At 38.1% G+C, this 24,357-nt stretch carries 20 protein-coding genes; all 20 read left to right on the forward strand.

Features of this window, described 5'->3' with window-relative positions:
* Positions 1-13: 13 nt before the first annotated feature.
* Positions 14-2,131 carry a polyribonucleotide nucleotidyltransferase gene (pnp, locus tag V7121_RS05250; RefSeq protein ID WP_335495510.1) on the forward strand — a complete coding sequence of 706 codons (2,118 nt, stop codon included), beginning with the start codon at positions 14-16 and terminating at the stop codon, positions 2,129-2,131.
* Between the two features lie 152 nt (positions 2,132-2,283).
* The gene (locus V7121_RS05255) at positions 2,284-3,231 is read left to right on the forward strand and encodes a polysaccharide deacetylase family protein (RefSeq protein ID WP_335495508.1); all 948 of its coding nucleotides are present in this window, start codon (positions 2,284-2,286) and stop codon (positions 3,229-3,231) included.
* A 103-nt stretch (positions 3,232-3,334) separates the two neighbouring features.
* Positions 3,335-4,573 (forward strand): M16 family metallopeptidase, encoded by a 1,239-nt coding sequence (locus tag V7121_RS05260; protein ID WP_335495506.1) that lies wholly within the window; start codon positions 3,335-3,337, stop codon positions 4,571-4,573.
* A gap of 139 nt (positions 4,574-4,712) precedes the next feature.
* Positions 4,713-4,955 (forward strand): YlmC/YmxH family sporulation protein, encoded by a 243-nt coding sequence (locus V7121_RS05265; RefSeq protein WP_335495504.1) that lies wholly within the window; start codon positions 4,713-4,715, stop codon positions 4,953-4,955.
* A 168-nt stretch (positions 4,956-5,123) separates the two neighbouring features.
* The gene (gene dpaA, locus V7121_RS05270; protein ID WP_335495502.1) at positions 5,124-6,026 is read left to right on the forward strand and encodes a dipicolinic acid synthetase subunit A; all 903 of its coding nucleotides are present in this window, start codon (positions 5,124-5,126) and stop codon (positions 6,024-6,026) included.
* Positions 6,023-6,622 (forward strand): dipicolinate synthase subunit B, encoded by a 600-nt coding sequence (gene dpaB, locus V7121_RS05275; protein WP_335495500.1) that lies wholly within the window; start codon positions 6,023-6,025, stop codon positions 6,620-6,622. Before dpaA ends, dpaB begins: the two co-directional genes overlap by 4 nt.
* 207 nt (positions 6,623-6,829) lie before the next feature.
* The gene (gene asd, locus V7121_RS05280) at positions 6,830-7,879 is read left to right on the forward strand and encodes an aspartate-semialdehyde dehydrogenase (protein ID WP_335545921.1); all 1,050 of its coding nucleotides are present in this window, start codon (positions 6,830-6,832) and stop codon (positions 7,877-7,879) included.
* A gap of 35 nt (positions 7,880-7,914) precedes the next feature.
* Positions 7,915-9,159: an aspartate kinase gene (gene dapG, locus V7121_RS05285; protein WP_335495498.1), complete on the forward strand. Its 1,245-nt coding sequence runs from the start codon at positions 7,915-7,917 to the stop codon at positions 9,157-9,159.
* A 92-nt stretch (positions 9,160-9,251) separates the two neighbouring features.
* Positions 9,252-10,127 (forward strand): 4-hydroxy-tetrahydrodipicolinate synthase, encoded by an 876-nt coding sequence (gene dapA, locus V7121_RS05290; protein WP_335495496.1) that lies wholly within the window; start codon positions 9,252-9,254, stop codon positions 10,125-10,127.
* Positions 10,128-10,393: 266 nt separating this feature from the next.
* Entirely contained in the window at positions 10,394-12,061 is a 1,668-nt protein-coding gene (locus tag V7121_RS05295; RefSeq protein ID WP_335495494.1) for a ribonuclease J, read from the forward strand.
* Between the two features lie 113 nt (positions 12,062-12,174).
* A complete protein-coding gene (locus V7121_RS05300; RefSeq protein WP_335495492.1) occupies positions 12,175-12,921 on the forward strand; it encodes a ClpP family protease in 747 nt (248 codons plus the stop codon).
* The gene (locus tag V7121_RS05305; RefSeq protein ID WP_335495490.1) at positions 12,918-13,154 is read left to right on the forward strand and encodes a YlzJ-like family protein; all 237 of its coding nucleotides are present in this window, start codon (positions 12,918-12,920) and stop codon (positions 13,152-13,154) included. Before V7121_RS05300 ends, V7121_RS05305 begins: the two co-directional genes overlap by 4 nt.
* Before the next feature lie 133 nt (positions 13,155-13,287).
* Positions 13,288-15,639 (forward strand): DNA translocase FtsK, encoded by a 2,352-nt coding sequence (locus tag V7121_RS05310; RefSeq protein ID WP_335495489.1) that lies wholly within the window; start codon positions 13,288-13,290, stop codon positions 15,637-15,639.
* Between the two features lie 290 nt (positions 15,640-15,929).
* Entirely contained in the window at positions 15,930-16,655 is a 726-nt protein-coding gene (locus tag V7121_RS05315; RefSeq protein ID WP_335495487.1) for a GntR family transcriptional regulator, read from the forward strand.
* An 82-nt stretch (positions 16,656-16,737) separates the two neighbouring features.
* Positions 16,738-17,817, forward strand: a complete 1,080-nt coding sequence (locus V7121_RS05320; RefSeq protein WP_335495485.1) for a BMP family lipoprotein — start codon at positions 16,738-16,740, stop codon at positions 17,815-17,817.
* 201 nt (positions 17,818-18,018) lie between these two features.
* Entirely contained in the window at positions 18,019-19,554 is a 1,536-nt protein-coding gene (locus V7121_RS05325; RefSeq protein WP_335495483.1) for an ABC transporter ATP-binding protein, read from the forward strand.
* The gene (locus V7121_RS05330) at positions 19,547-20,593 is read left to right on the forward strand and encodes an ABC transporter permease (protein WP_335495481.1); all 1,047 of its coding nucleotides are present in this window, start codon (positions 19,547-19,549) and stop codon (positions 20,591-20,593) included. The genes V7121_RS05325 and V7121_RS05330 overlap by 8 nt, the downstream gene beginning before the upstream one ends.
* The gene (locus V7121_RS05335) at positions 20,594-21,553 is read left to right on the forward strand and encodes an ABC transporter permease (protein ID WP_335495479.1); all 960 of its coding nucleotides are present in this window, start codon (positions 20,594-20,596) and stop codon (positions 21,551-21,553) included.
* A 177-nt stretch (positions 21,554-21,730) separates the two neighbouring features.
* On the forward strand, positions 21,731-23,017 hold the full coding sequence (gene yfmF, locus V7121_RS05340) for an EF-P 5-aminopentanol modification-associated protein YfmF (RefSeq protein ID WP_420490560.1): 1,287 nt from the start codon (positions 21,731-21,733) through the stop codon (positions 23,015-23,017).
* Entirely contained in the window at positions 23,018-24,310 is a 1,293-nt protein-coding gene (gene yfmH / locus V7121_RS05345) for an EF-P 5-aminopentanol modification-associated protein YfmH (protein ID WP_335495477.1), read from the forward strand.
* The last annotated feature ends 47 nt before the right edge of the window (positions 24,311-24,357 follow it).

The raw sequence follows: 24,357 nt of genomic DNA on the forward strand, positions 1-24,357 counted from the left end.
GAGGGGTAAGAATATGGAACAATTGAAACATGAGTATTCCATCGTTTGGGCTGGCCGTAAATTAACTGTCGAAATTGGACAATTAGCCAAACAAGCAAACGGAGCAGTATTAGTTCGCTATGGAGATACTGCCGTACTGAGTACAGCAACTGCTTCGAAGGAACCAAAAAATTTAGACTTTTTCCCATTAACAGTTAACTATGAAGAGAGATTGTATGCTGTTGGTAAAATCCCAGGTGGTTTTATTAAACGTGAGGGTCGCCCAAGTGAAAAAGCTATTTTAGCAAGCAGACTTATTGACAGACCTATTCGGCCGTTATTTGCGGATGGATTCCGTAATGATGTCCAAGTTATTAGTATTGTTATGAGCGTCGATCAGGATTGTTCAACAGAAATGTCTGCCATGTTCGGCTCATCATTAGCACTAAGTACTTCAGATATCCCATTTGAAGGACCGATTGCAGGTGTTGTTGTAGGGCGCGTTAACAATGAATTTGTTATTAATCCAACTGTTGAGCAAGCAGAAAAAAGTGATATCCACTTAACTGTTGCTGGTACAAAAGATGCTATCAACATGGTAGAAGCAGGTGCTTTAGAGGTTCCTGAAGAAACAATGCTTGAAGCCATCATGTTTGGTCATGATGAGATTAAACGTCTAATTGAATTTCAAGAAAAAATCGTCGCAGAAATTGGCAAACCAAAAAGAGAAATTACTCTTTATGAAATTGATAAAGAGCTTGAGGTTGAAGTGAGAGAAATGTGTGAAGCTGATATGGTCACTGCCATTCAGGTTCAAGAGAAGCATGCCCGGGAAGATGCCATTAAAGAAGTGAAAAACCGCGTAATTGCTAAATACGAAGAACAAGAAGCAACCGATGAAGATCTGAAACAAGTGAAGCAAATTTTGGACAAGATTGTTAAAGGTGAAGTCCGTCGTTTAATTACTGTGGAGAAGGTTCGTCCAGATGGTCGGAAGATCGATGAAATTCGTCCTCTTTCTTCACAAGTAAGTATTTTACCACGTACACACGGTTCTGGACTTTTCACTCGTGGACAAACCCAAGCCCTTAGCATTTGTACTTTAGGTGCCATGGGTGATGTACAAATTCTAGATGGTCTTGGAATTGAGGAAGAAAAGCGTTTCATGCACCATTACAATTTTCCTCAATTCAGTGTGGGTGAAACTGGCCCAATTCGTGGTCCAGGACGTCGTGAAATTGGTCATGGTGCTCTTGGTGAACGAGCACTTGAACCGATTGTTCCGTCTGAAAAGGATTTCCCTTATACGATTCGTCTTGTATCTGAAGTGCTTGAATCAAATGGGTCTACTTCACAGGCGAGTATTTGTGCTAGTACCTTAGCGATGATGGATGCTGGTGTACCAATCAAAGCTCCAGTAGCTGGGATTGCCATGGGTCTTGTAAAATCAGGTGAGCACTATACCGTGTTATCTGATATTCAAGGAATGGAAGATCATTTAGGAGATATGGATTTTAAAGTGGCTGGTACGGCTAAAGGTGTCACCGCACTTCAAATGGATATTAAAATTGAAGGCTTATCTCGTGAGATTTTAGAAGAAGCCCTTCAACAGGCAAAGGTTGGCAGAATGCATATCTTGGATTCCATGTTAGCAACAATTTCTGAACCAAGAGAAGAACTTTCACAGTTTGCGCCGAAAATCTTAACAATGACCATTAATCCAGATAAAATTCGTGATGTCATTGGACCAAGCGGAAAACAAATTAATAAAATTATTGAGGAAACTGGCGTTAAAATTGATATTGAGCAGGATGGTACTGTATTTATTGCTTCAACCAATCAAGAAATGAACCAAAAGGCAAAGAAAATTATTGAAGATATTGTTCGTGAAGTGCAAGTAGGCGAATTATATCTTGGTAAGGTAAAACGAATTGAAAAGTTTGGTGCCTTCGTAGAAATCTTTGCTGGTAAAGATGGTCTCGTTCATATTTCTGAACTTGCCGAAGAACGTGTTGGTAAAGTCGAAGATGTTATAAAAATCGGAGACGAGCTTTTAGTAAAAGTTACTGAAATTGATAAACAGGGTCGTGTAAACCTTTCCCGTAAAGCTGTCTTAAAGGAACAACGCGAAAAGGCAGAAGAAAACAAATAATAAGAAGCTGTTTGGAAAGCCAGGGTCCTCACCCTGGCTTTTTCCGTATGGAAAGTCTATTTTTTGTCCTAAAGTACTAATTGCACATTTAAACCTCTTTGTTCTACCTTGTCCTTTTTATACATAATCTGTATGGAAAGGGGGAATTGTAAATGAAAAAGGTTTATATCATTATTTTTATTTGTATAGCAGGTTGGATCGCTGTAAGTAATCCCTTTGTAAACAAATTTTTAACCTTAAAAAGGGAAACAGTTCTGCCTGCTGTAAAAGAGTCAGACCCTCTTTATCAAAGCATTATAAAAAATGCCCATACATACGAAATACCTGCTAAAGATGCGACAATTGATAAGGTCTGGAAAGCTATTCCTGGCTATAATGGGCTTATGGTTGACATTACAGCTTCATATAAAAATATGAAAAAAAAAGGTATTTTTGATGAAAAAAAACTTGTCTATACAGAGACAAAGCCCAAAGTCCACCTCGAGGATTTACCGCCAGCTCCTATCTATAAGGGGCACCCGGATAAACCGATGGTAACGTTTATTATTAATGTAGCGTGGGGAAATGAATATTTATCAGAGATACTTGCTGTCCTTAAGAGACATAATGTAACTGCAAGTTTTTTTCTTGAAGGTAATTGGGTTAAAAATAATCCCGATCTTGCTAAAATGATTGTCAGTTCAGGGCACGAAGTAGGAAATCATTCCTATTCACACCCAGATATGAAGAAGCTAACAGCGGAGAGAGCCAGAGAACAAATGGTGAAAACCAATGAAATTATTGAAGCAGCAACAGGTGAAAAATGTGTTTGGTTTGCTCCGCCTAGCGGTAGTTATCGGGATGAAACCATTAAAGTAGCGGATGAATTAAACATGAAGACTGTAATGTGGACTGTAGATACGATTGACTGGAGAAAACCGTCCCCTGATGCGCTCATCTCTCGTGTAATGTCAAAAATTGATAAAGGTTCAATGGTTCTTATGCATCCAACTGAATCCACTGCAAAATCGCTGGATCGGCTAATAACTCAAATCAAACAAAAAAACTTAGAAATCGGCACTGTTTCTGAGTTAATGAGTGAACAAAGAGTTAAGCAATAATAATTGTGTGTAAGAAATACTGAAAATTGGAGAAAATACCACATTATAAGTATAATGATAGTTGGAGTAGTAGCAGCGTTTGTAATAGACTGGAGGAAGTCGATTGATTAATAAATACACATGCCAAAATGGAGTAAGAATTGTCTTAGAAAATATTCCTACCGTACGTTCGGTAGCAATCGGTGTTTGGATTGGTACTGGTTCTAGAGATGAGAATCCCGAGAACAATGGTATTTCTCATTTTCTCGAGCACATGTTCTTTAAAGGTACCACGACCAGGTCGGCAAAGGAAATAGCCGAATCCTTTGATAGCATTGGCGGACAAGTGAATGCTTTTACCTCAAAAGAATATACTTGCTATTATGCTAAAGTGCTTGATACACATTCTCAATTTGCACTGGATGTACTTGCTGATATGTTCTTTAACTCAACATTTGTGGAAGAAGAGCTTAATAAAGAGAGAAATGTAGTTTTAGAAGAGATAAAAATGTATGAAGATACACCAGATGATATCGTCCATGATTTATTAAGCAGAGCTGTTTTTGGAGAGCACCCGCTTGGATACCCTATCCTCGGTACAGAAGAAACACTTAATACATTTACTAGCCAAACTTTAAAAGAATATATACATGAAAGATACACTCCGGAAAATGTAGTAATTTCCATTGCTGGGAATGTATCTGATACTTTTATTAAAGAGGTAGAAAAATATTTCGGATCATATCAAGGTGGTAACAAACAAGCAACTGAAAATATTCCAACCTTTCATTCCAATCAAATTTCACGAAAAAAAGAAACGGAACAGGCCCATTTATGTATAGGCTTTGAAGGATTAAAGGTGGGGCATGAAGAGATTTACAGCTTAATTACATTAAATAATATCTTAGGCGGCAGCATGAGCTCAAGGTTGTTTCAAGAGGTTCGTGAACAAAGAGGCTTAGCCTACTCAGTATTCTCCTATCATTCTGCATATCAGGATAGTGGGATTGTAACGGTTTATGGAGGAACAGGTGCAAAACAGCTAAATGTATTATTTGAAACCATCCAAGAAACACTTGATACATTAAAGCGAGATGGGATTACTGAAAGGGAATTAACCAATAGTAAAGAGCAGCTTAAAGGCAGCTTGATGCTTAGTCTTGAAAGCACAAATAGCCGGATGAGTCGTAATGGAAAAAATGAATTATTATTAAAACGTCATCGTTCGCTTGATGAGATTATCGATCAGATTGATGCCGTAACGAAAAATAGTGTGGATGAAATGGGCAGAAAGGTCTTTACCGATAAGTATTCCGTTACTTTAATAAGTCCTGACGGAGAATTTCCAAATAAACTGGCTTAATGAGAAGAGGTATTCCATTAAATGGATACCTCTTTTTTAGCGGTACAATTTACTCTTGAGCACTGCTGCTTTTCTTAGTCTAAATATGGACTTCCTTTTATAAACTAATATTAAGGGGGAAGGAAGGGGGCGTTTGCACTTGAGATTAAGCGAATTAAGCGGGAAAGAAATCGTGGATGTAAAAAAGGCAGAACGACTTGGTGTACTAGGACAAACAGATTTAGAAATTAATGAAGGAACTGGCCAAATTCAGGCGCTGCTAATACCTTCTATTAAATGGTTTGGGTTTCGAAAACAGGGGGAAGAAATTAGGGTTCCTTGGCAGCATATTAAAAAAATAGGCTCTGATATGATTATTATTGATGTTCAGGATGAAGAATAATTACCCAAAAAGGCAAAAAGACCAGGCGAGTTTCAACTTGCTTGGGCTTTTTTTATTAAGTACGTAGGAAAACTCACCGAATGAAGTGAACCTACATAATATGGTGGAGTGATATAAAGAAAAGGAATTCTTAGTAGGATTTATAAAAAAAAGAAGGTGAATGTTTTCATGCTGACAGGGATGCAGATTGCCGTGATTGGCGGGGATGCCAGACAGCTGGAAATCATCCGCAAGTTAACCGAATTAGATGCGAGATTATCGCTTATTGGTTTTGAACAGCTTGACCATGCATTTACTGGTGCGGTCAAGGAAAAAATGGATGAGGTCGATTTTTCATGTATGGATACCCTGATCCTGCCAGTGCCTGGAACAAATTTAGAAGGTCAGGTTGAAACAATCTTTTCGAATGAAAAGGTTATTTTGACGGGGGATTTGCTCGCCAAGACACCTGAACATTGTACGATTTATTCGGGTATTAGTAATACCTATTTAAATGGGATTACTAAGGAAGCAAAACGAACTCTTATTCAGTTATTTGAAAGGGATGATGTGGCCATCTATAATTCAATCCCAACTGTAGAAGGGACGATTATGATGGCGATCCAACACACTGATTTTACTATACATGGGTCGAATATTACGGTGCTAGGTTTAGGGAGGGTTGGAATGAGTGTGGCGCGAACGTTTGCTGCACTTGGTGCCAAAGTAAAGGTAGGGGCAAGGAAAAGTGAGCATATAGCTAGGATTACTGAGATGGGTTTAACTCCCTTTCATTTAAATAATCTGGTGAATGAAGTGAAAGAAACCGATATTTTAATAAACACAGCACCACATCTTATCGTAACCGCGATGGTTATTTCAAAATTGCCATCACATACCCTCATTATTGATTTGGCTTCAAAGCCTGGCGGTACTGATTTTCGATATGCAGAAAAAAGGGGAATAAAAGCATTGCTTGCACCTGGCTTGCCTGGAATTGTTGCACCAAAAACGGCTGGTCAAATACTGGCGAATGTTCTTGCCCAACTCTTACAAGATGATTTAAGGAAGCGAAAGGGGAAAGTGAAATGAGTTTAAAAGGTAAAAGAATTGGCTTTGGCTTAACCGGCTCTCATTGTACGTATGATGCTGTATTCCCAGAAATTGAAAAGTTAGTGCAGGCCGGTGCAGAAGTAATGCCAATCGTGACCTTTACTGTTAAAAATACTGATACCCGGTTTGGAAAAGGGGAGGATTGGATCCAGAGAATTGAAGATTTAACAGGAAATAAGGTCATTGATTCCATCGTTAAAGCAGAGCCGCTCGGACCTAAAATTCCTTTAGACTGTATGGTAATTGCTCCATTAACGGGTGTTTCCATGAGCAAATTCGCAAATGCTATGAATGATAGTCCTGTATTAATGGCAGCAAAAGCAACACTGCGCAACTTAAAACCAGTGGTTCTGGGAATTTCAACAAATGATGCCCTCGGTTTGAATGGTGTAAATTTAATGAGATTAATGGCCACAAAAAATATTTACTTTATTCCATATGGCCAAGATGATCCAATTAAAAAACCAAATTCAATGGTTGCAAGAATGACATTGCTCACCGAAACGGTAGAAGCTGCCATTGAAGGGAAACAAATTCAACCAGTCTTAGTTGAGAGATATAAAGATTCTGACTAATATTTCACTCCTTCATCAAAAAAGGTTATTTCTTTAAAGGAATATGTTAAAATAAATTATTCTATCATCATCAGTGGGGGGATAACTACCCACTGATGAGATAATAAAAATATGAAAAACATGCTGGGTCTGGGTGCTAAATAAAGGCCATTCCTTTTAAGTAAATGACCAGTTATGAAACGATGAATATGGAAGGGGAAACGTAATATGAGTCAAGAAAATGGATTTCACGTGGCTGTTGTTGGAGCTACGGGAGCAGTAGGGCAGCAAATGATACAAACCTTAATCAAAGAAAATTTCCCAATTAAAAAACTAACTTTATTATCTTCAGCGCGTTCAGCTGGGAAAATAGTGGAGATTAATGGTCAGCAATATACGATTGAAGAAGCAAAGCCTGAAAGTTTTGAAGGCGTTGAAATTGCCTTGTTTAGTGCAGGGGGCAGTGTATCAAAAGAACTTGGTCCAGAAGCAGTGAAACGTGGTGCCATTGTGGTGGACAACACTAGTGCTTTTAGAATGGATGAAAATACACCATTAGTAGTGCCTGAAGTAAACGAAGCAGACCTTCATGATCATAATGGGATAATTGCTAACCCCAATTGTTCTACCATTCAAATGGTGGTTGCACTTGAGCCAATTCGCCAACAATATGGCTTGAAAAAAGTAATCGTTTCAACCTATCAAGCTGTTTCTGGTTCTGGTGCTGCAGCTGTTGAGGAATTAATGCAGCAAACACAATCAATTTTAAATGGTGAAGCATATGAACCTAAAATTTTACCAGTGAAATCTGATAATAATCACTACCAAATTGCGTTTAATGCCATTCCGCAAATTGATAAATTTGAAGAAAACGGCTATACATTTGAAGAGATGAAAATGATTAATGAAACCAAAAAAATCATGCATTTACCAGAGTTGCAGGTATCTGCTACGTGCGTTCGCCTTCCTGTGGCTGTGGGTCATTCCGAATCCGTTTATTTTGAAATTGAAGCTGACAACGTTAGTGCGAGTGACATAAAAGCATTGTTATCAGATGCCCCAGGGGTTATCTTACAAGATGATCCTGAAAATCAATTATACCCAATGCCTGCAAATTGCGTTGGTAAAAATGATGTTTTTGTCGGTCGGATTAGAAAAGATATTGATGAACCTCGTGGTTTTCATATGTGGGTTGTCTCTGATAACTTGCTTAAAGGTGCAGCGTGGAACTCTGTTCAAATCGCTGAAAGATTAGTGGAACTAGGTATTGTAAAATAAAGTTACATCAAAAAAAGGCAGGTTTTGGTGTCACCATGAAAATTATTATTCAAAAGTTTGGCGGTACTTCTGTAAGAGATGAAGAAAGTAGAAAAAATGCTCAAGGCCATATTGAGAATGCTTTGGCCGAAGGCTATAAGGTAGTAGTAGTTGTCTCCGCAATGGGAAGAAAAGGTGACCCTTATGCAACAGATTCACTACTTTCGTTAATTGGTGGGAATTTAAGCAAAATCTCAAAACGGGAACACGATTTATTATTGTCTTGTGGTGAGATTATTTCGAGCGTCGTATTTGTGAACATGCTAAAAGAGAGCGGAATGAATGCTATTTCATTAACTGGTGCTCAAGCAGGATTCCGTACAAACAATGACCATACAAATGCAAAGATTATTGAAATGCAATGTGATCGGTTACTTAATGAGTTAGAGAGAAATGATGTTGTAGTGGTTGCAGGCTTTCAAGGTGCTGCCAAAAATGGTGATGTTACGACCATTGGACGCGGTGGGAGTGATACTTCAGCAGCTGCATTAGGTGCAGCTCTAAATGCTGATTTTATTGATATTTTTACTGATGTGGAAGGTATTATGACTGCAGACCCCCGTATTGCTGAAAATGCACGTCCGCTTTCTGTTGTCACTTACACAGAAGTATGTAATATGGCATATCAAGGTGCGAAGGTCATTCATCCAAGGGCAGTAGAAATTGCAATGCAGTCAAAGGTGCCAATCCGGATCCGCTCCACCTATTCTGATAATCTTGGAACATTGGTAACTTCCTCAAATAGACATAGTCGTGGCAGTGATATTAAGGAACGAGTCGTGACCGGAATCGCCCACGTTTCCAATGTTACACAAATTAAGGTGTTTGCAAAAAAGGATCAATATAATTTGCAGGCTGAGGTATTTAAGGCAATGGCCAATGAAGGAATTAGTGTAGATTTTATCAATATTTCACCTAACGGGGTCGTCTATACGGTAACTGAAGAAATGACGGACCGTGCAATACAGGTTCTAAATGAATTAGGTCATGAGCCAGTCGTAGAACGCCATTGTGCTAAGGTTTCTGTGGTTGGTGCAGGAATTACTGGTGTTCCTGGGGTTACATCAAAAATCGTAACGGCACTATCGGATCACGGTATTCGAATATTGCAATCTGCAGATAGTCATACCACAATTTGGGTACTTGTAAAGCAGGATGATTTGGTTAAATCTGTCAATGCTCTTCATGACGCTTTTCAATTAGAAGACGAATCGTTCGAATTTAATCTCTCTGACCTATAAAAGTTATCTGGTAGTAACTAGTCATCTTTATTCCAAATGTGAACAAGATAAAAGGTGTTAAGTATGCCTGTTGGATTGAGAGGAGTAAAAATATGGTTCATTTTGGGCGAGTTTCGACGGCAATGGTAACTCCTTTTGATAAAAAAGGACATATTGACTTTGCCAAGACCACGCAATTAGTGAATTTTTTAATTGAAAATGGCACAGAATCACTTGTAGTTGCTGGAACTACAGGTGAATCACCAACCCTGACGAAGGAAGAAAAACTAGCATTATTTGATCATGTTGTAAAAGTTGCCAATAAGCGAATTCCCGTCATAGCTGGAACCGGAAGCAATAATACGTATGCATCGATTGAATTGACAAAAAAAGCAGAACAACTTGGCGTGGATGCCATTATGGTTGTGGCTCCTTACTATAATAAACCGAATCAGGAAGGTTTGTATCAGCATTTTAAGGCTGTTGCAGAAGCAACTACATTACCAGTAATGGTTTACAACATTCCAGGCCGTTCAGCAGTCAATATCCATCCTGAGACAATCATTCGACTATCTAAGATACCAAATATTGTTGCGGTGAAGGAAGCAAGCGGTGATTTAAGTGCAATGACAAGGATCATTGCTAATACCGATGCTGATTTTGTTTTATATAGTGGCGATGATAGTCTAACAATCCCTGTGCTGTCTATTGGAGGTGCAGGTGTGGTATCAGTTGCTTCACATGTAATTGGGAAAGAGCTGCAGGAAATGGTTCATGCATACTTTAACGGTGAGAATGATAAGGCTGCGAAGTTACATCAGCATCTGCTCCCTGTTATGCAAGGTTTATTTGCTGCGCCGAGCCCAGCCCCTGTTAAAACAGCATTACAAATAAAAGGGATGGATGTTGGATCAGTGAGGCTTCCGCTGGTGGGCCTAACCGAACAAGAACGGTCCACCCTAATAAAATTATTAAATGAGTTATCATGAATAGAAAAAGCCAATCGAAAAAATTTTTCGGTTGGCTTTTTTATTTTTAATCTAACCAATTAGTACTATATTGATTTGGAAATCACAAGACAATTAAGTCGAAATATTATAATGTTGGAAAGGTTTTCTAAAATCAAGTATAATAATCATAACTGATTTGGATCGGAAATAAGAAAGCAGAAGCTACCCATTCGCGGAGCTAGAGCTAGACATTTTTCGGAGATCATAAACTATAAATTTGGATACAGCATAGGAGGATTTACAAATTGATAAAGAAAATTAATCAATCCATTAAGTTAATCACACTTGGTGGTATCGGAGAAATTGGTAAAAATATGTATCTTGTTGAGGTGGACAAGGACATTTTTATCATCGATGCAGGCTTAATGTTCCCCGAGGAAGAAATGCTTGGCATAGATATTGTCATTCCAGATCTAACATATTTAAAAGAAAATAAGGACCGGGTAAAAGCGATTTTCCTTACACATGGACATGAGGATCATATCGGAGCCTTATCCTATGTACTCCGTGAAATTGAAGCTCCTGTATATGGAACAAAGCTTACTCTAGCACTTGCCAATGCTAAACTGAAGGAACAGGATTATTTTGGCAATACTAATTTTATTGAAGTGCAATCAGATACAATTGTTAACTTGGATATGGTCGAGGTTAGCTTCTTTAAAACCAATCATAGTATTCCCGATTCTGTTGGTATTTGTATACATACATCTGAAGGGATTATCGTTTACACGGGAGATTTTAAATTTGACCAAGCAGCTACAAAACTTTATAAACCAGAAATCGGAAAGATGGCATCTATAGGGGAACAAGGGGTTTTATGCCTGTTGTCTGATAGTACCGAGGCGGAAAAGCCAGGTTATACTGCATCTGAAGCAATTGTTGAGCGAGAAATGTCCAATGCTTTTTATAACGCACCAGGAAGAATCATTGCTGCATGCTTCGCATCGGACATTAATAGAATTCAACATATTTTTAATGCAGCTAATGAAAACGGCCGAAAAGTTGCTGTGGTCGGTAAAAGCTTAGAAAGAATTTATCATATTGCCCTAGATTTAGGCTACTTAGAAGTAGCAGATGACTTAATCATTCCAATTAGTGAAGTAAAAGAATATCAAGACCGGGAAATTGTTGTATTAATGACAGGCAGTCAAGGGGAACCAATTGAGGCTCTTCAGAAAATGGCAAAACAAATTGATAAAGTGGTTAATATCCAAACAGGTGACACGGTATTAATTGCCGCATCACCTCTTAGGGGTAGTGAAGTATTTTTATTCAAGACAATAGATTTGTTGTTTAGAGCCGGAGCAAATGTAATTTCTGGAAAAAGAACAATCCATGTTTCAAGTCATGGCAGTCAAGAAGAATTAAAATTTATGCTTAATTTAATGAAACCAAAATATCTGGTTCCTGTACACGGTGAATACCGGATGCTTAAGGCACACCGAAAATTAGCATTGGAATGTGGACTTAGCGATGAACAAATTATTATCCCAGACCGTGGTGATATTCTGGAATGGAAAGAAGGAAGGCTGGCGATTTCAGGCAAGGTTCCTTCAGGGAATATACTTATTGACGGAATTGGTGTAGGGGATGTCGGAAATATAGTCCTTCGTGATCGTAGGCTCTTATCACAGGATGGAATTCTGATTGTCGTAGTGACATTAAGAAAACAAGACAAGAGTATAGTAGCAGGTCCTGAAATTATCTCGCGAGGATTTGTATATGTTCGCGAATCAGAAAAATTAATGGATGATTCAACCAAGCTAGTTCGTGACATTGTAGAACGAAACATTGCAAAAGAAACATTTGAATGGTCAAGTTTAAAGCAAGATATCAGAGAAGAATTAAACCGAAATTTATTCGAAAAAACAAAAAGAAGACCAATGATCCTGCCAATCATTATGGAAATCTAGAAAACAATATAAGAGGGAACCGAGCACTGGGCAACCAGTGCTCTTATTTTAAGCATGAAATTTCCTGATAAGCCCAATACTAACAAATATCATGCTTGAAGGGAGTATTAAGGATGGATAACGATTTACAAAAAAATAATCAAGAAGGCGGGGAACCTCAAAAAGAGGATAAACCTTCTTCAGCATTAATAGAAAAAATACAACAATTAGGACAAACCAACGTACCCCAGCTTTCAACAGATTCTAAAATTCATTGCTTGACGATTATCGGTCAAATTGAAGGGCATTTAGCGTTGCCACCGCAAAACAAAACTACAAAATATGAGCATATTATTCCACAACTCGTTGCCATTGAACAAAATCCTAAAATAGAGGGTGTTCTTATCATATTAAATACGGTGGGTGGTGATGTTGAGGCGGGTCTCGCTATTTCCGAAATGCTGGCAACAATATCAAAACCAACTGTTTCAATTGTATTAGGAGGAGGCCATTCGATTGGGGTCCCGATTGCTGTTTCCTGTGACTATTCATTTATTGCAGAAACCGCAACAATGACCATTCATCCGATTAGGTTAACTGGACTGGTGATTGGAGTTCCAGCAACCTTCGAATATTTGGATAAAATGCAAGATCGGGTCATCAATTTTGTAACAAAGCATTCTAAAATCACTGAAGAAACATTTAAAGATTTAATGTTTGCAAAAGGTAATTTAACCAGAGATATTGGCACGAATGTTATCGGTGTGGATGCTGTCAAAACAGGCTTGATTGATGAAGTAGGCGGTCTTGGACAGGCGATGAAAAAGTTAAATGAATTGATTGAACTTCATAAAGAAAAAGATGAAGGGTTGATCCAATGATACTTTATACGATGATGCCGCCTGAATTAATATTCCCGTTTGAAACTGATTCAGTGAGTCAACAGCAAATGGTAAGTTTCCAAGGAATACCACTCTTAGTAGAGATGGTAGATGGTCAAAATGCTCAAGTAATTCGGATACTTAGCACAGATCCTCAGCACTACTTGGAAAGCCAAGTTTGCCCGGGTGCAAAAATTTCTTTCGCAAACCTGGAAGGATTGTCCGCAATGTAATAGTAGATTATGGTATAATCAGGGGAAGACACACGAGCAGCCAGCAAGGCTGCTTTCTTCCTTTTTACCCTTTAATCTGAGGACTACTATATTAAAGGGGGAAAATACCATAATGAAACAGCAAGGTGATTAGATGGCAAAGAAAAAGAGAAGACAACCTAAAAAGAGAGATAATCATTTGAAAAAAACGGTTCAATATGAATTATCCGCACTGGCGATTTTAGCCCTAGCAATCATATCAATTGCAAAACTTGGTGCCGTGGGGAAAGCAACTGTTATTTTCTTCCGTTTTTGGATGGGAGAATGGTATATGCTCAGTTTAATTGGGCTAGTTGTGTTAAGTGTTTATTTGATGTGGAAGCGGAGTATTCCTTTCTTCTTTCATATCAAGTTAGTTGGAGTCTATTTTATTTCTTCTGCTATACTTCTGCTTAGTCATGTAACTCTTTTTCATCTGTTAACCAATGATGGGAAATTTAAAGACCCTAGTGTAATCAGTAATACTTGGGAATTATTTATGATGGAACTTAGAGGTGAGACTAGCACAGTTGATTTAGGTGGAGGAATGATAGGGGCAGTCTTATTTGCCTTATTCCATTATTTATTTGCTGAGACCGGTACGAAAATTATCGCATTTATATTCATCCTGATTGGAATTATTTTATTAACGGGGAAATCATTTGGAGATTTCATCGCTAAAATTTTGATGGTTCTTGTTGATTTTTCAAAAAATCAGTGGGATGCCTTTAAAACGGATATGTCGGATTGGAGACAAAAACAACAAGAGAGAAAAGCAGAAAAAACTACCCAGAAAAGACAAGAACGGGAAAATCGTGACCAAAAAGATCAAACTCGGTCAACTACAGAGCCAGAATCCCCTCAGGAAGAAACCAGAGCACCAGAGCCTATTATTTCAAGTTTTGCTGATAAGACCTATGTAGAAGAAGATGGGGATGAGGTGACACAATCTGTAGAAACGAAAGGAAGAAAAAAAACCAGTGAAGATACTGAGGATTCAATCCCACCAATCACCTTTACTGAAGTCGAGAATACTGATTATGAACTACCGCCACTTCGATTGTTAAACCTTCCTAAAAAAACCGACCAAAGCGGAGAATATGAACAAATTCATGCCAATGCTGCAAAACTGGAGAGAACCTTTCAAAGCTTTGGAGTTAAAGCGCGCGTTACCCAGGTACATTTAGGACCAGCTGTAACGAAATATGAAGTTCATCCTGATGTAGGGGTAAAAGTTAGTAAAATTGTCAGTCTCAGTGATGACCTAGCATTAGCACTAGCTGCTAAAGGAATTCGAATTGAGGCGCCAATCCCAGGTAAATCCGCAATTGGCATTGAAGTTCCTAACTCTGAAGTGGCAATGGTTTCACTTCGTGAGGTATTAGAAGCTACCCAAAATGATAAGCCTGATGCCAAACTTTTAATAGGTTTAGGCAGGGATATTACAGGTGAGGCTGTTTTAGCTGAATTAAATAAGATGCCCCATTTACTAGTTGCAGGTGCAACCGGAAGCGGTAAAAGTGTTTGTATAAATGGAATTATCACTAGTATCTTAATGAGGGCGAAGCCTCATGAAGTAAAATTAATGATGATTGACCCGAAAATGGTTGAATTGAATGTTTATAATGGCATTCCACACCTGTTAGCACCTGTGGTAACAAATCCCAAAAAGGCCTCACAAGCTTTGCAAAAAGTGGTAAGCGAAATGGAAAGGCGTTACGATTTGTTCTCGCATTCGGGTACGCGTAATATTGAGGGCTATAATGATCACATTAGAAGGCATAATTTAGAAGAAAATGATAAACAGCCCTTGCTGCCATTCATAGTCGTCATCGTTGATGAGTTAGCCGACTTAATGATGGTTGCCTCTTCCGATGTTGAAGATTCGATTACCCGACTTGCTCAAATGGCCCGTGCGGCAGGAATTCATTTAATCATTGCTACTCAAAGACCATCAGTTGATGTTATAACAGGAGTAATTAAAGCCAATATTCCATCGAGAATTGCCTTTGCAGTATCAAGTGCAACAGATTCAAGGACCATTCTGGATATGGGGGGGGCTGAAAAACTTTTGGGAAGAGGCGATATGTTATTCCTACCGGTTGGAGAATCAAAACCGGTTCGTGTACAAGGCGCCTTCCTCTCAGATCAAGAGGTAGAAGACACGGTTGAATTTGTAATATCACAACAAAAAGCCCAGTACCAGGATGAAATGATTCCTGATGATATTCCGGAAATAACAGGTGCCGTTGATGATGATATTTATGATGACGCCGTTGAATTAATCATTGAAATGCAGACAGCATCAGTTTCGATGTTACAAAGACGTTTTCGGATTGGTTATACAAGAGCGGCAAGACTAATAGACGAAATGGAGGCACGTGGAATCGTCGGACCTTATGAGGGAAGTAAGCCACGAGCTGTTTTACAGTCAAAACCAAAGGATAAAGAGGAACAAAGTTCTTAAGTTTCCTAAATTAAAAAAGCAGCATGATTCATTGAGACAAAGAATAGCCTCTATTATGCAGGAATAAATCCTCATAATAGAGGCTTATTTTATGAGTCAATTGTCCCTATTAGTAGAACTACTTTATGGGGTGAATGATTTTCTTATAATTGTGACATAACCTTTCACCCTTTATCGACAAAATTTTGAATAGCTATTTATTTATCCCAAAAAAAATGTTAATATAAATTTCGATTAGTAGAAATGATATCAGATGTCTGATGTCTAAGGAAAAGGCTGGAGGAAACAGCATGTCTATAAAATCAGATAACCGGCATTTATACTTACAAGTAATCGATCGGTTAAAGCAAGATATTGCCAATGGGGTATATAAAGAAAAAGAAAAATTACCTTCTGAGTTTGATCTTGCCAAACAACTTGGTGTTAGCAGGGCCACACTTCGGGAAGCGTTACGTATACTCGAAGAAGAAAACGTTATCATTAGGCGCCATGGTGTTGGAACTTTTGTTAACGTTAAGCCATTGTTTACATCAGGGATTGAACAACTTAGCAGTGTAACTGCCATGATTCAACAAGCTGGCATGATACCAGGAACGATTTTTCTTAGTTCATCAACACAAGGTCCCACCGAAGAAGATATTCGTCGTTTCTCGTGTTCTACAAGTGAGGAAATTTTTGTAATGGAGAGGGTCAGAACCGCAAATGGGGAGCCAGTCGTTTACTGTATCGACAAGGTACCCGAACGCATATTACCGGAAACGTTTTCTCATACGGAAGAATCGATTTTCCAGATATTGGATGAAGAAGCCAACCGAAAAATTACATATGCGGTTGCTCAAATCGAGCCTATTGGCTATCATGAAAAAATCTCCCCAATTCTAGAATGCGAACCTGAAACTGCATTGTTAGTTTTAAAACAAATGCATTTCGATGAAATGGATGAACCAGTCCTTTTTTCGGTAAACTATTTTAAAGCGGATAAGTTTAGTTTTCATGTTTTAAGGAAACGAATTTAATTTCTAACCTAAATGAAAATCAAACGAATCTTGCTACAAATCATTTTTACTAAATCCATAATATTCATAGGGGGTCAATACCATGAAAAAGCGTAAAATTGGAATGGCTTTATCACTTGTCCTAGCTGCTGGAACACTTTTAGGAGCATGTGGAAAAAGTGATGACACAAGCAAAGAACCAGCTAAGGGTGGAGAAAAGAAAACAGATTTCTCTGTAGCAATGGTTACTGATGTTGGTGGTGTTGATGACAAATCATTCAACCAATCTGCTTGGGAGGGTCTTCAAAAATTCGGTAAGGATAATGGTTTAACAAAAGGTAAAGGCGGATATGATTACCTTCAATCAAAATCTGATGCTGATTACTCCACAAACCTAAATACTCTTGCACGTCAAGACTTTGATTTAGTGTACGGAATTGGTTTCTTAATGCAGGCTGCTGTTGAAGAAATTGCGAAACAACAAAAAGATTCACACTTTGCCATCATTGATGCTGAAGTTAAACAGCCTAACGTAACAAGCGTTCTTTTCAAAGAGCAAGAAGCAGCCTTCCTTGCTGGTATTGCTGCAGCACTTCAAACAAAATCTAATCATATCGGATTCATCGGCGGTATGGAAATTCCTGTAATTGAACGCTTTGAGTCTGGTTTCCTAGCTGGTGTTAAAGCCGCAAAACCAGAAGTAAAAGTTGATGTTCAATACTCAGGTGCATTTGATAAAGCTGAATTAGGTCAAAATATTGCTTCTAAAATGTATTCTTCAGGCGCGGACGTAATCTTCCATGCTGCAGGTGGAACTGGTAACGGATTATTTAAAGAAGCATCAGACAGAAAAGCGAAAGATCCAAGTAAAGAAATTTGGGCAATCGGTGTTGACCGTGACCAAAACGACATGGGTCCAGATGTAGTACTTACATCAGCATTAAAGCGTGTTGACGTTGCAGTACAAGATTTATCTAAAAAAGCTATGGATGGTAACTATCCTGGCGGTTCAATCGTTTATGGTTTAGCTGAAGATGGCGTTGGCGTTGCACCAATTAACGCTAAAGCTGATAAAAAGGCTGAAATCGAAACAGCTATTAAAGATTGGGTAGAAAAAATCAAATCTGGTGCTGTAAAAGTTCCAGGAACTCGTGATGAATTAAAGAACTTTAGTGCAAAATAATCTTTGAATGGAATAAGCGGGAGTACCTCTCGCTTATTCCAAACTAATGAATCTTAACTGAAACGTAGAATAAATATTCTACATTTCATTTAAGATTTTAGTGGGGAGAAATTCCCTGTTTTTTTAAAACCTGGAAAGGTCTGACCTCTTACTACTATTGGTCAATTTTTCCTTTTATCTTGTCACAGGGAGTGAGAAAAGATGGAATATGTAATTGAAATGCTTAACATCCGTAAGGAATTTAATGGCTTCGTTGCGAATGATAACATAACCCTGCAATTAAAAAAGGGTGAAATCCATGCCTTGCTTGGAGAAAATGGAGCAGGAAAGTCCACCTTGATGAATGTACTTTTTGGTTTATATCAGCCAGAACAGGGTGAAATTCGTGTTAAAGGGAAACCAGTTAACATTGCCAACCCGAACATCGCCAATGATTTAGGGATCGGAATGGTTCACCAGCACTTCATGTTAGTGGATACATTCACCGTTACTGAAAACATTATTTTAGGTAGAGAAATAACATCAGGTGGAAAAATTGACCTTAAGAAAGCGGAACAACAGGTTCGTGAAATTTCTGAACGTTATGGTTTAGCAGTTGATCCTCAGGCGAAAATTTCCGATATAACTGTTGGTATGCAGCAGAGGGTCGAAATATTAAAGACACTTTACCGCGGAGCTGAAATTCTTATTTTTGATGAACCAACAGCAGTATTAACGCCTCAAGAGATTAAAGAATTAATTCAAATTATGAAAACGCTTATAAAAGAAGGCAAATCTATTATTCTTATAACTCATAAATTAAAAGAGATAATGGAAGTTTCCGACCGTTGTACCGTTATTCGAAAAGGTAAAGGGATTGGAACAGTAAATGTAAGTGAGACCAATCCTAATGAACTTGCCAGTTTAATGGTTGGACGGGAAGTTGTCTTTAAAACTGAAAAGAAAGAAGCATCACCAAAACAAGAAGTGCTTGAAATAAATGATTTGGTAGTTAAAGACCCTCGTGGTGTCACAGTTGTAAATGGCCTAAATCTTTCTGTTCGAGCTGGAGAGATTGTCGGAATCGCTGGTGTCGATGGAAATGGTCAGTCGGAATTTATAGAAGCGATAACTGGTTTACGTAAAGCAGAAAGCGGCAGTGTAAAATTAAATGGTAAAGAATTGATTAATCATACACCAAGGCAAATTACTGAATCTGGTGTAGGTCATATCCCTCAGGACCGTCACAAGCATGGGTTAGTTTTGAACTTCCCAATTGGTGAAAATATGGTACTGCAAACATATAATAAACGGCCATTCTCAAAGAACGGTATCCTAAACTTTGGCGAAATTTATAAAAAGGCAAAAACCTTAATTAGTGAGTTTGATGTTCGTACACCAACTGAATACACTTTGGCTCGTGCTCTTTCTGGTGGTAATCAGCAAAAGGCCATTATCGGCCGTGAAATTGACCGGAACCCAGACCTTTTGATCGCCGCACAACCAACTCGTGGATTAGATGTTGGAGCGATTGAATTCATTCATAAACGTTTAATCGAGCAGCGTGATCAGGGCAAAGGTGTCTTATTAGTAAGCTTTGAATTAGATGAAATTATGAATGTTAGTGACCGTATTGCCGTTATATATGAGGGGAAAATCGTGGCTGTAGTTAATCCGAAAGAAACGACAGAGCAGGAACTTGGATTATTGATGGCTGGATCGAATAGAAAGGAAGCGGGTGAAGGTTCACATGTCTAAACGGTTTAAAAGTATTTTAACGCCAATTATTGCCGTTTTACTAGGTATCTTAGTTGGAACAATTATTATGTTATTTAGTGGTTATAACCCAGTTGCGGCGTTTACAGCATTGTGGAATGGTGCTTTTGGAGATATTTATTATATCGGGGAAGTAGTCAGACAATTCACTCCATATATCTTAGCTGGACTAGCTGTTGCCTTTGCTTTCCGTGTTGGTTTATTTAATATCGGAGTTGAAGGACAATTCTTAATGGGTTGGCTTGCTGCGGTTTGGGTTGGGGTAGCCTTTGACCTGCCGCGTATCATTCATCTACCACTTGCAATCTTAGCAGCAATCGTTGCAGGAGCACTTTGGGCATTTATTCCTGGTTTATTAAAAGCCCGTTTTCGTGTCCATGAAGTTATCGTAACAATTATGATGAACTATGTTGCCTTACACGTCTCCAATTATATTATTCGTAACGTCATTACAAAACATGGGGATAATTCAGGCCCTATTCATAAAACAGCATCATTACGCTCTGCTTGGTTAGAGAGTATTACCGATTACTCAAGACTCCACTGGGGTATTCTACTTGCCATTTTATCATGTTTTATTATGTGGTTCTTATTAGAACGGACAACAAGAGGATTTGAACTAAGGTCAGTTGGTTTTAACCAGCACGCAGCACAATATGCAGGGATGAGTGTAAACAAAAATATTATCCTTTCCATGATTATCTCAGGTGCTTTTGCGGGCTTAGCAGGTGCGATGGAAGGACTAGGTACGTTTGAATATGCCGCTGTAAAAGGTGGATTCTCAGGCGTTGGTTTTGATGGAATCGCTGTTGCCTTATTAGGTGGTAACACAGCTTTAGGTGTATTTTTCTCAGCCATATTATTTGGATTCCTAAAAGTTGGAGCATTAAACATGCCGCTTGAAGCAGGAGTTCCAAATGAATTAGTTGATATCATTATTGCGTTAATCGTATTCTTTGTTGCATCAAGCTATATGATAAGAGTATTACTCGATCGACTAAGTAAAAAGGGGGTGAAGTAAGTGAGCTTAATGGAAATATTAATGATTCTTGTTCCATCCACATTGTTATGGGCTGCTCCACTTGTCTTCACTGCATTAGGCGGAATTTTTTCAGAACGTTCCGGAGTAGTTAATATTGGTTTAGAAGGTTTAATGGTTATCGGAGCTTTTTCAGCAATTGTCTTTAACCTTACGTTTGTTGATACATTTGGAAGCTTAACACCGTGGATTTCAATTGTAGTCGCTATGTTGGCAGGAGCTATTTTCTCGATTCTACATGCCGTTGCTGCGATTACTCTCCGTGCTGATCATACCGTTTCAGGTGTTGCCATTAACCTGTTGGCGACAGGATTAACGTTGTTTTTGGTCAAGCTTATCTATGATAAAGGGGAGACCGGCATCATCAGTAAGGGATTTAGTAAAATTGATATACCTGTCTTAAAGGATATCCCTTTTATCGGAAAAATCTTTTTCCAAAACACGTATTGGACTTCATTCTTAGCAATTATTGTTGCAATTATTGTTTGGTACGTGGTTTTCAAAACACCATTTGGACTTCGTCTCCGTTCGGTTGGTGAACATCCAATGGCCGCTGATACAATGGGAATTAACGTAACTAAAATGCGCTATCTTGGTGTAATCCTATCTGGAGCATTAGGTGGTATTGGCGGTGGTGTTTACGCACAATCAATCACATCTAACTTCAGTCACTCTACTATTAGTGGACAGGGTTTCATGGCCCTAGCCGCAATGATTTTCGGTAAATGGCATCCACTTGGTGCACTAGGTGCTGCAATCTTCTTTGGATTTGCCCAAAGTATTAGTATTATCGGCTCAAGTTTACCGTTCTTAAAAGAAATTCCAAGTGTATACTTGTTATGTGCTCCATATGTTTTAACAATTTTAGCCTTAACAGGATTCATTGGTCGTGCTGATGCACCAAAAGCTAGTGGTACCCACTATATCAAAGGGAATAGATAATAAGAAAAAGAACTCTCAGTTTCTGAGGGTTCTTTTTTGTGAAATAAGTGTAAATACTTGTATTGAACAAGCTTGCCAAATTATAGTAATTAGTATAGGTTTTATTACAAAGGAAATGATATAAAGAAAAACGTTTACATATTGTTAATGTATGACCCTTTGAACAGTTAAGGAGGAATGTATGTGGCGACCGCTACAGAAAAAATAACTAATCTTAATGGATTTAAACTTCATGTAATCCCAACAGAAAAATATAAAACGAATACCTTGATTTGGAAAATGAAAGCACCACTAACAAAAGAAGATGTAACCAAGCGGGCACTTCTTCCACAGGTATTGCAAAGCAGTTCAGCTAAATTTCCTTCAACTACAGCGCTTCGCTCCTATCTTGATGAGTTATATGGTGCGACTCTTTATGTTGATTTATCTAAAAAAGGTGAATACCATGTCATGAGTTTTTCACTCGAAATTGCCAATGAAAAATTCTTAAGTGATCCAAGTCCATTATTAAGAAAAGGGTTTGAGTTATTAGCAGATATATTGACAAATCCTAATAAGAAAGGAAATGGATTTGATGCAGAAACGGTTGAAAAAGAGAAACGGACACTGAAACAACGGATCCAATCAGTTTTTGATGATAAAATGCGTTATTCCAATGTGCGTCTTATCCAGGAAATGTGTAAGGGTGAACCATATGCCTTAGAAGTTAACGGGGATGCCACATATGTAGATGCTATTACATCTGAGAATTTATATGAGTATTATCAAAATGCATTTCAGCAAGATGAAATGGATTTATATATTATTGGTGATGTGAATGAAGAAGAGGTAAAGAAATATGCGTCGGAGCTATTACAGTTTGAAAATCGAACATCGAAAAAGTTAGATCAACAAAAAGTAAATATCAATAGACAGGTAAATGAAGTGAAAGAGCAGCAGGATGTAAAACAAGGGAAATTAAACATTGGCTATCGCACAAACATCGTCTACGGTGACCCGGATTATTTTGCCTTACAGGTGTTCAATGGCATATTTGGCGGGTTTTCACATTCCAAATTATTTATTAATGTACGTGAAAAAGCTAGTCTAGCCTATTATGCAGCAAGCCGTCTTGAAAGTCACAAAGGTTTAATGATGGTTATGTCAGGGATTGATTTAAAGAACTATGACCAAGCAGTCGGTATTATTCATGATCAATTAGAGGCAATGAAAAATGGTGATTTTACTGAGGAAGAACTAGTCCAGACCAAGGCTGTCATCCAAAATCAAATTCTTGAGACGATTGATACGTCTAGAGGATTAACAGAAATCCTCTATCATAATGTTGTTTCAGATGCGAATATTAATCTAGATGCATGGCTTGAGGAAATGCAAAAAGTAACAAAGGAAGAGATTGTAGCGGTAGCGAAAAAAATCGAAACAGATACTATTTACTTTTTAACTGGAACGGAGGCGGGCAAATAAATGGAGAAAATTACTTTTGACCAGCTTCAGGAAGAACTTTACCATGAAAAACTAGCTAATGGTCTAAATGTTTATATATTACCAAAAAAAGGGTTTAATAAAACTTTTGCTACGTTTACAACAAAATATGGTTCGGTTGATAATACCTTTGTTCCATTCGGAAAAGATGAATATGTTAAAGTACCTGATGGAATAGCCCACTTTCTGGAGCATAAATTGTTTGAAAAAGAAGATGGTGATGTTTTCCAGCAATTTAGCCGCCAAGGGGCATCTGCAAATGCCTTTACGTCCTTTACACGAACTGCCTATTTATTTTCTAGCACATCAGACGTAGAAAAAAATCTTGAAACACTGGTTGATTTTGTGCAGGACCCGTATTTCTCTGAAAAAACCGTTGAAAAAGAAAAAGGAATTATCGGGCAAGAAATTACCATGTATGATGATAATGCGGATTGGCGCTTATATTTTGGCTTAATTCAAAATTTATATCGGAATCATCCTGTTAAAATTGATATTGCTGGAACGATTGAATCGATCTCACATATTACAAAAGATTGGCTGTATGAATGCTATAACACCTTCTATCATCCGAGTAACATGCTTTTATTTATTGTTGGTCCAGTTGATCCTGACAGTTTTATGAATCAAGTCAAAGCGAACCAAGCAAAAAAAGAATATAAAGATATGCCTGAGATTAAGCGTAAATTTGAAGATGAGCCAACCGAGGTTGCTGAAAAGAAACAAATACTTGAAATGAATGTCCAAACATCAAAATGTTTACTAGGGATAAAAGCGCTTCATGTTGATCAAAGTGGCGAAGAACTCCTGAAAAATGAATTAACAATGAATGTGTTATTGGACTTATTGTTTGGGAAAAGTTCGGAAAATTTCAATCAACTATATAATAGTGGATTAATTGATGAAACTTTTTCCTTTGATTATACGCAAGAACAAGGCTTTGGCTTTGCGATGATTGGCGGCGACACAGGAGAACCCGATAAGTTGGCAGAAACACTACAAAATATGCTGATGGAAGCTAAGAATCAATTCAAATTTAACGAAGAGCAATTAGAAAGAGCTAAGCGGAAAAAGATTGGAGCATTTTTACGAGCGGTAAACTCTCCGGAATATATCGCAAATCAATTTACGCGCTATGCCTTTAATGATATGAACTTGTTTGATGTCGTTCCAACATTAGAAAAAATCACCTTGAACGATGTTAAAACACTTGCGTCTGAAGTCATATCAGAGGAACGCTTTTCAGTATGCCAAGTAATTCCTAAGAAAAAGTAGAAGATAAAAGCGTCGTAACCCGGCGCTTTTTCTTCTGAAAAAGAGAG

It is taken from the genome of Neobacillus drentensis (genome assembly GCF_036962125.1).
Lineage (GTDB): Bacteria > Bacillota > Bacilli > Bacillales > Cytobacillaceae > Neobacillus > Neobacillus drentensis_B.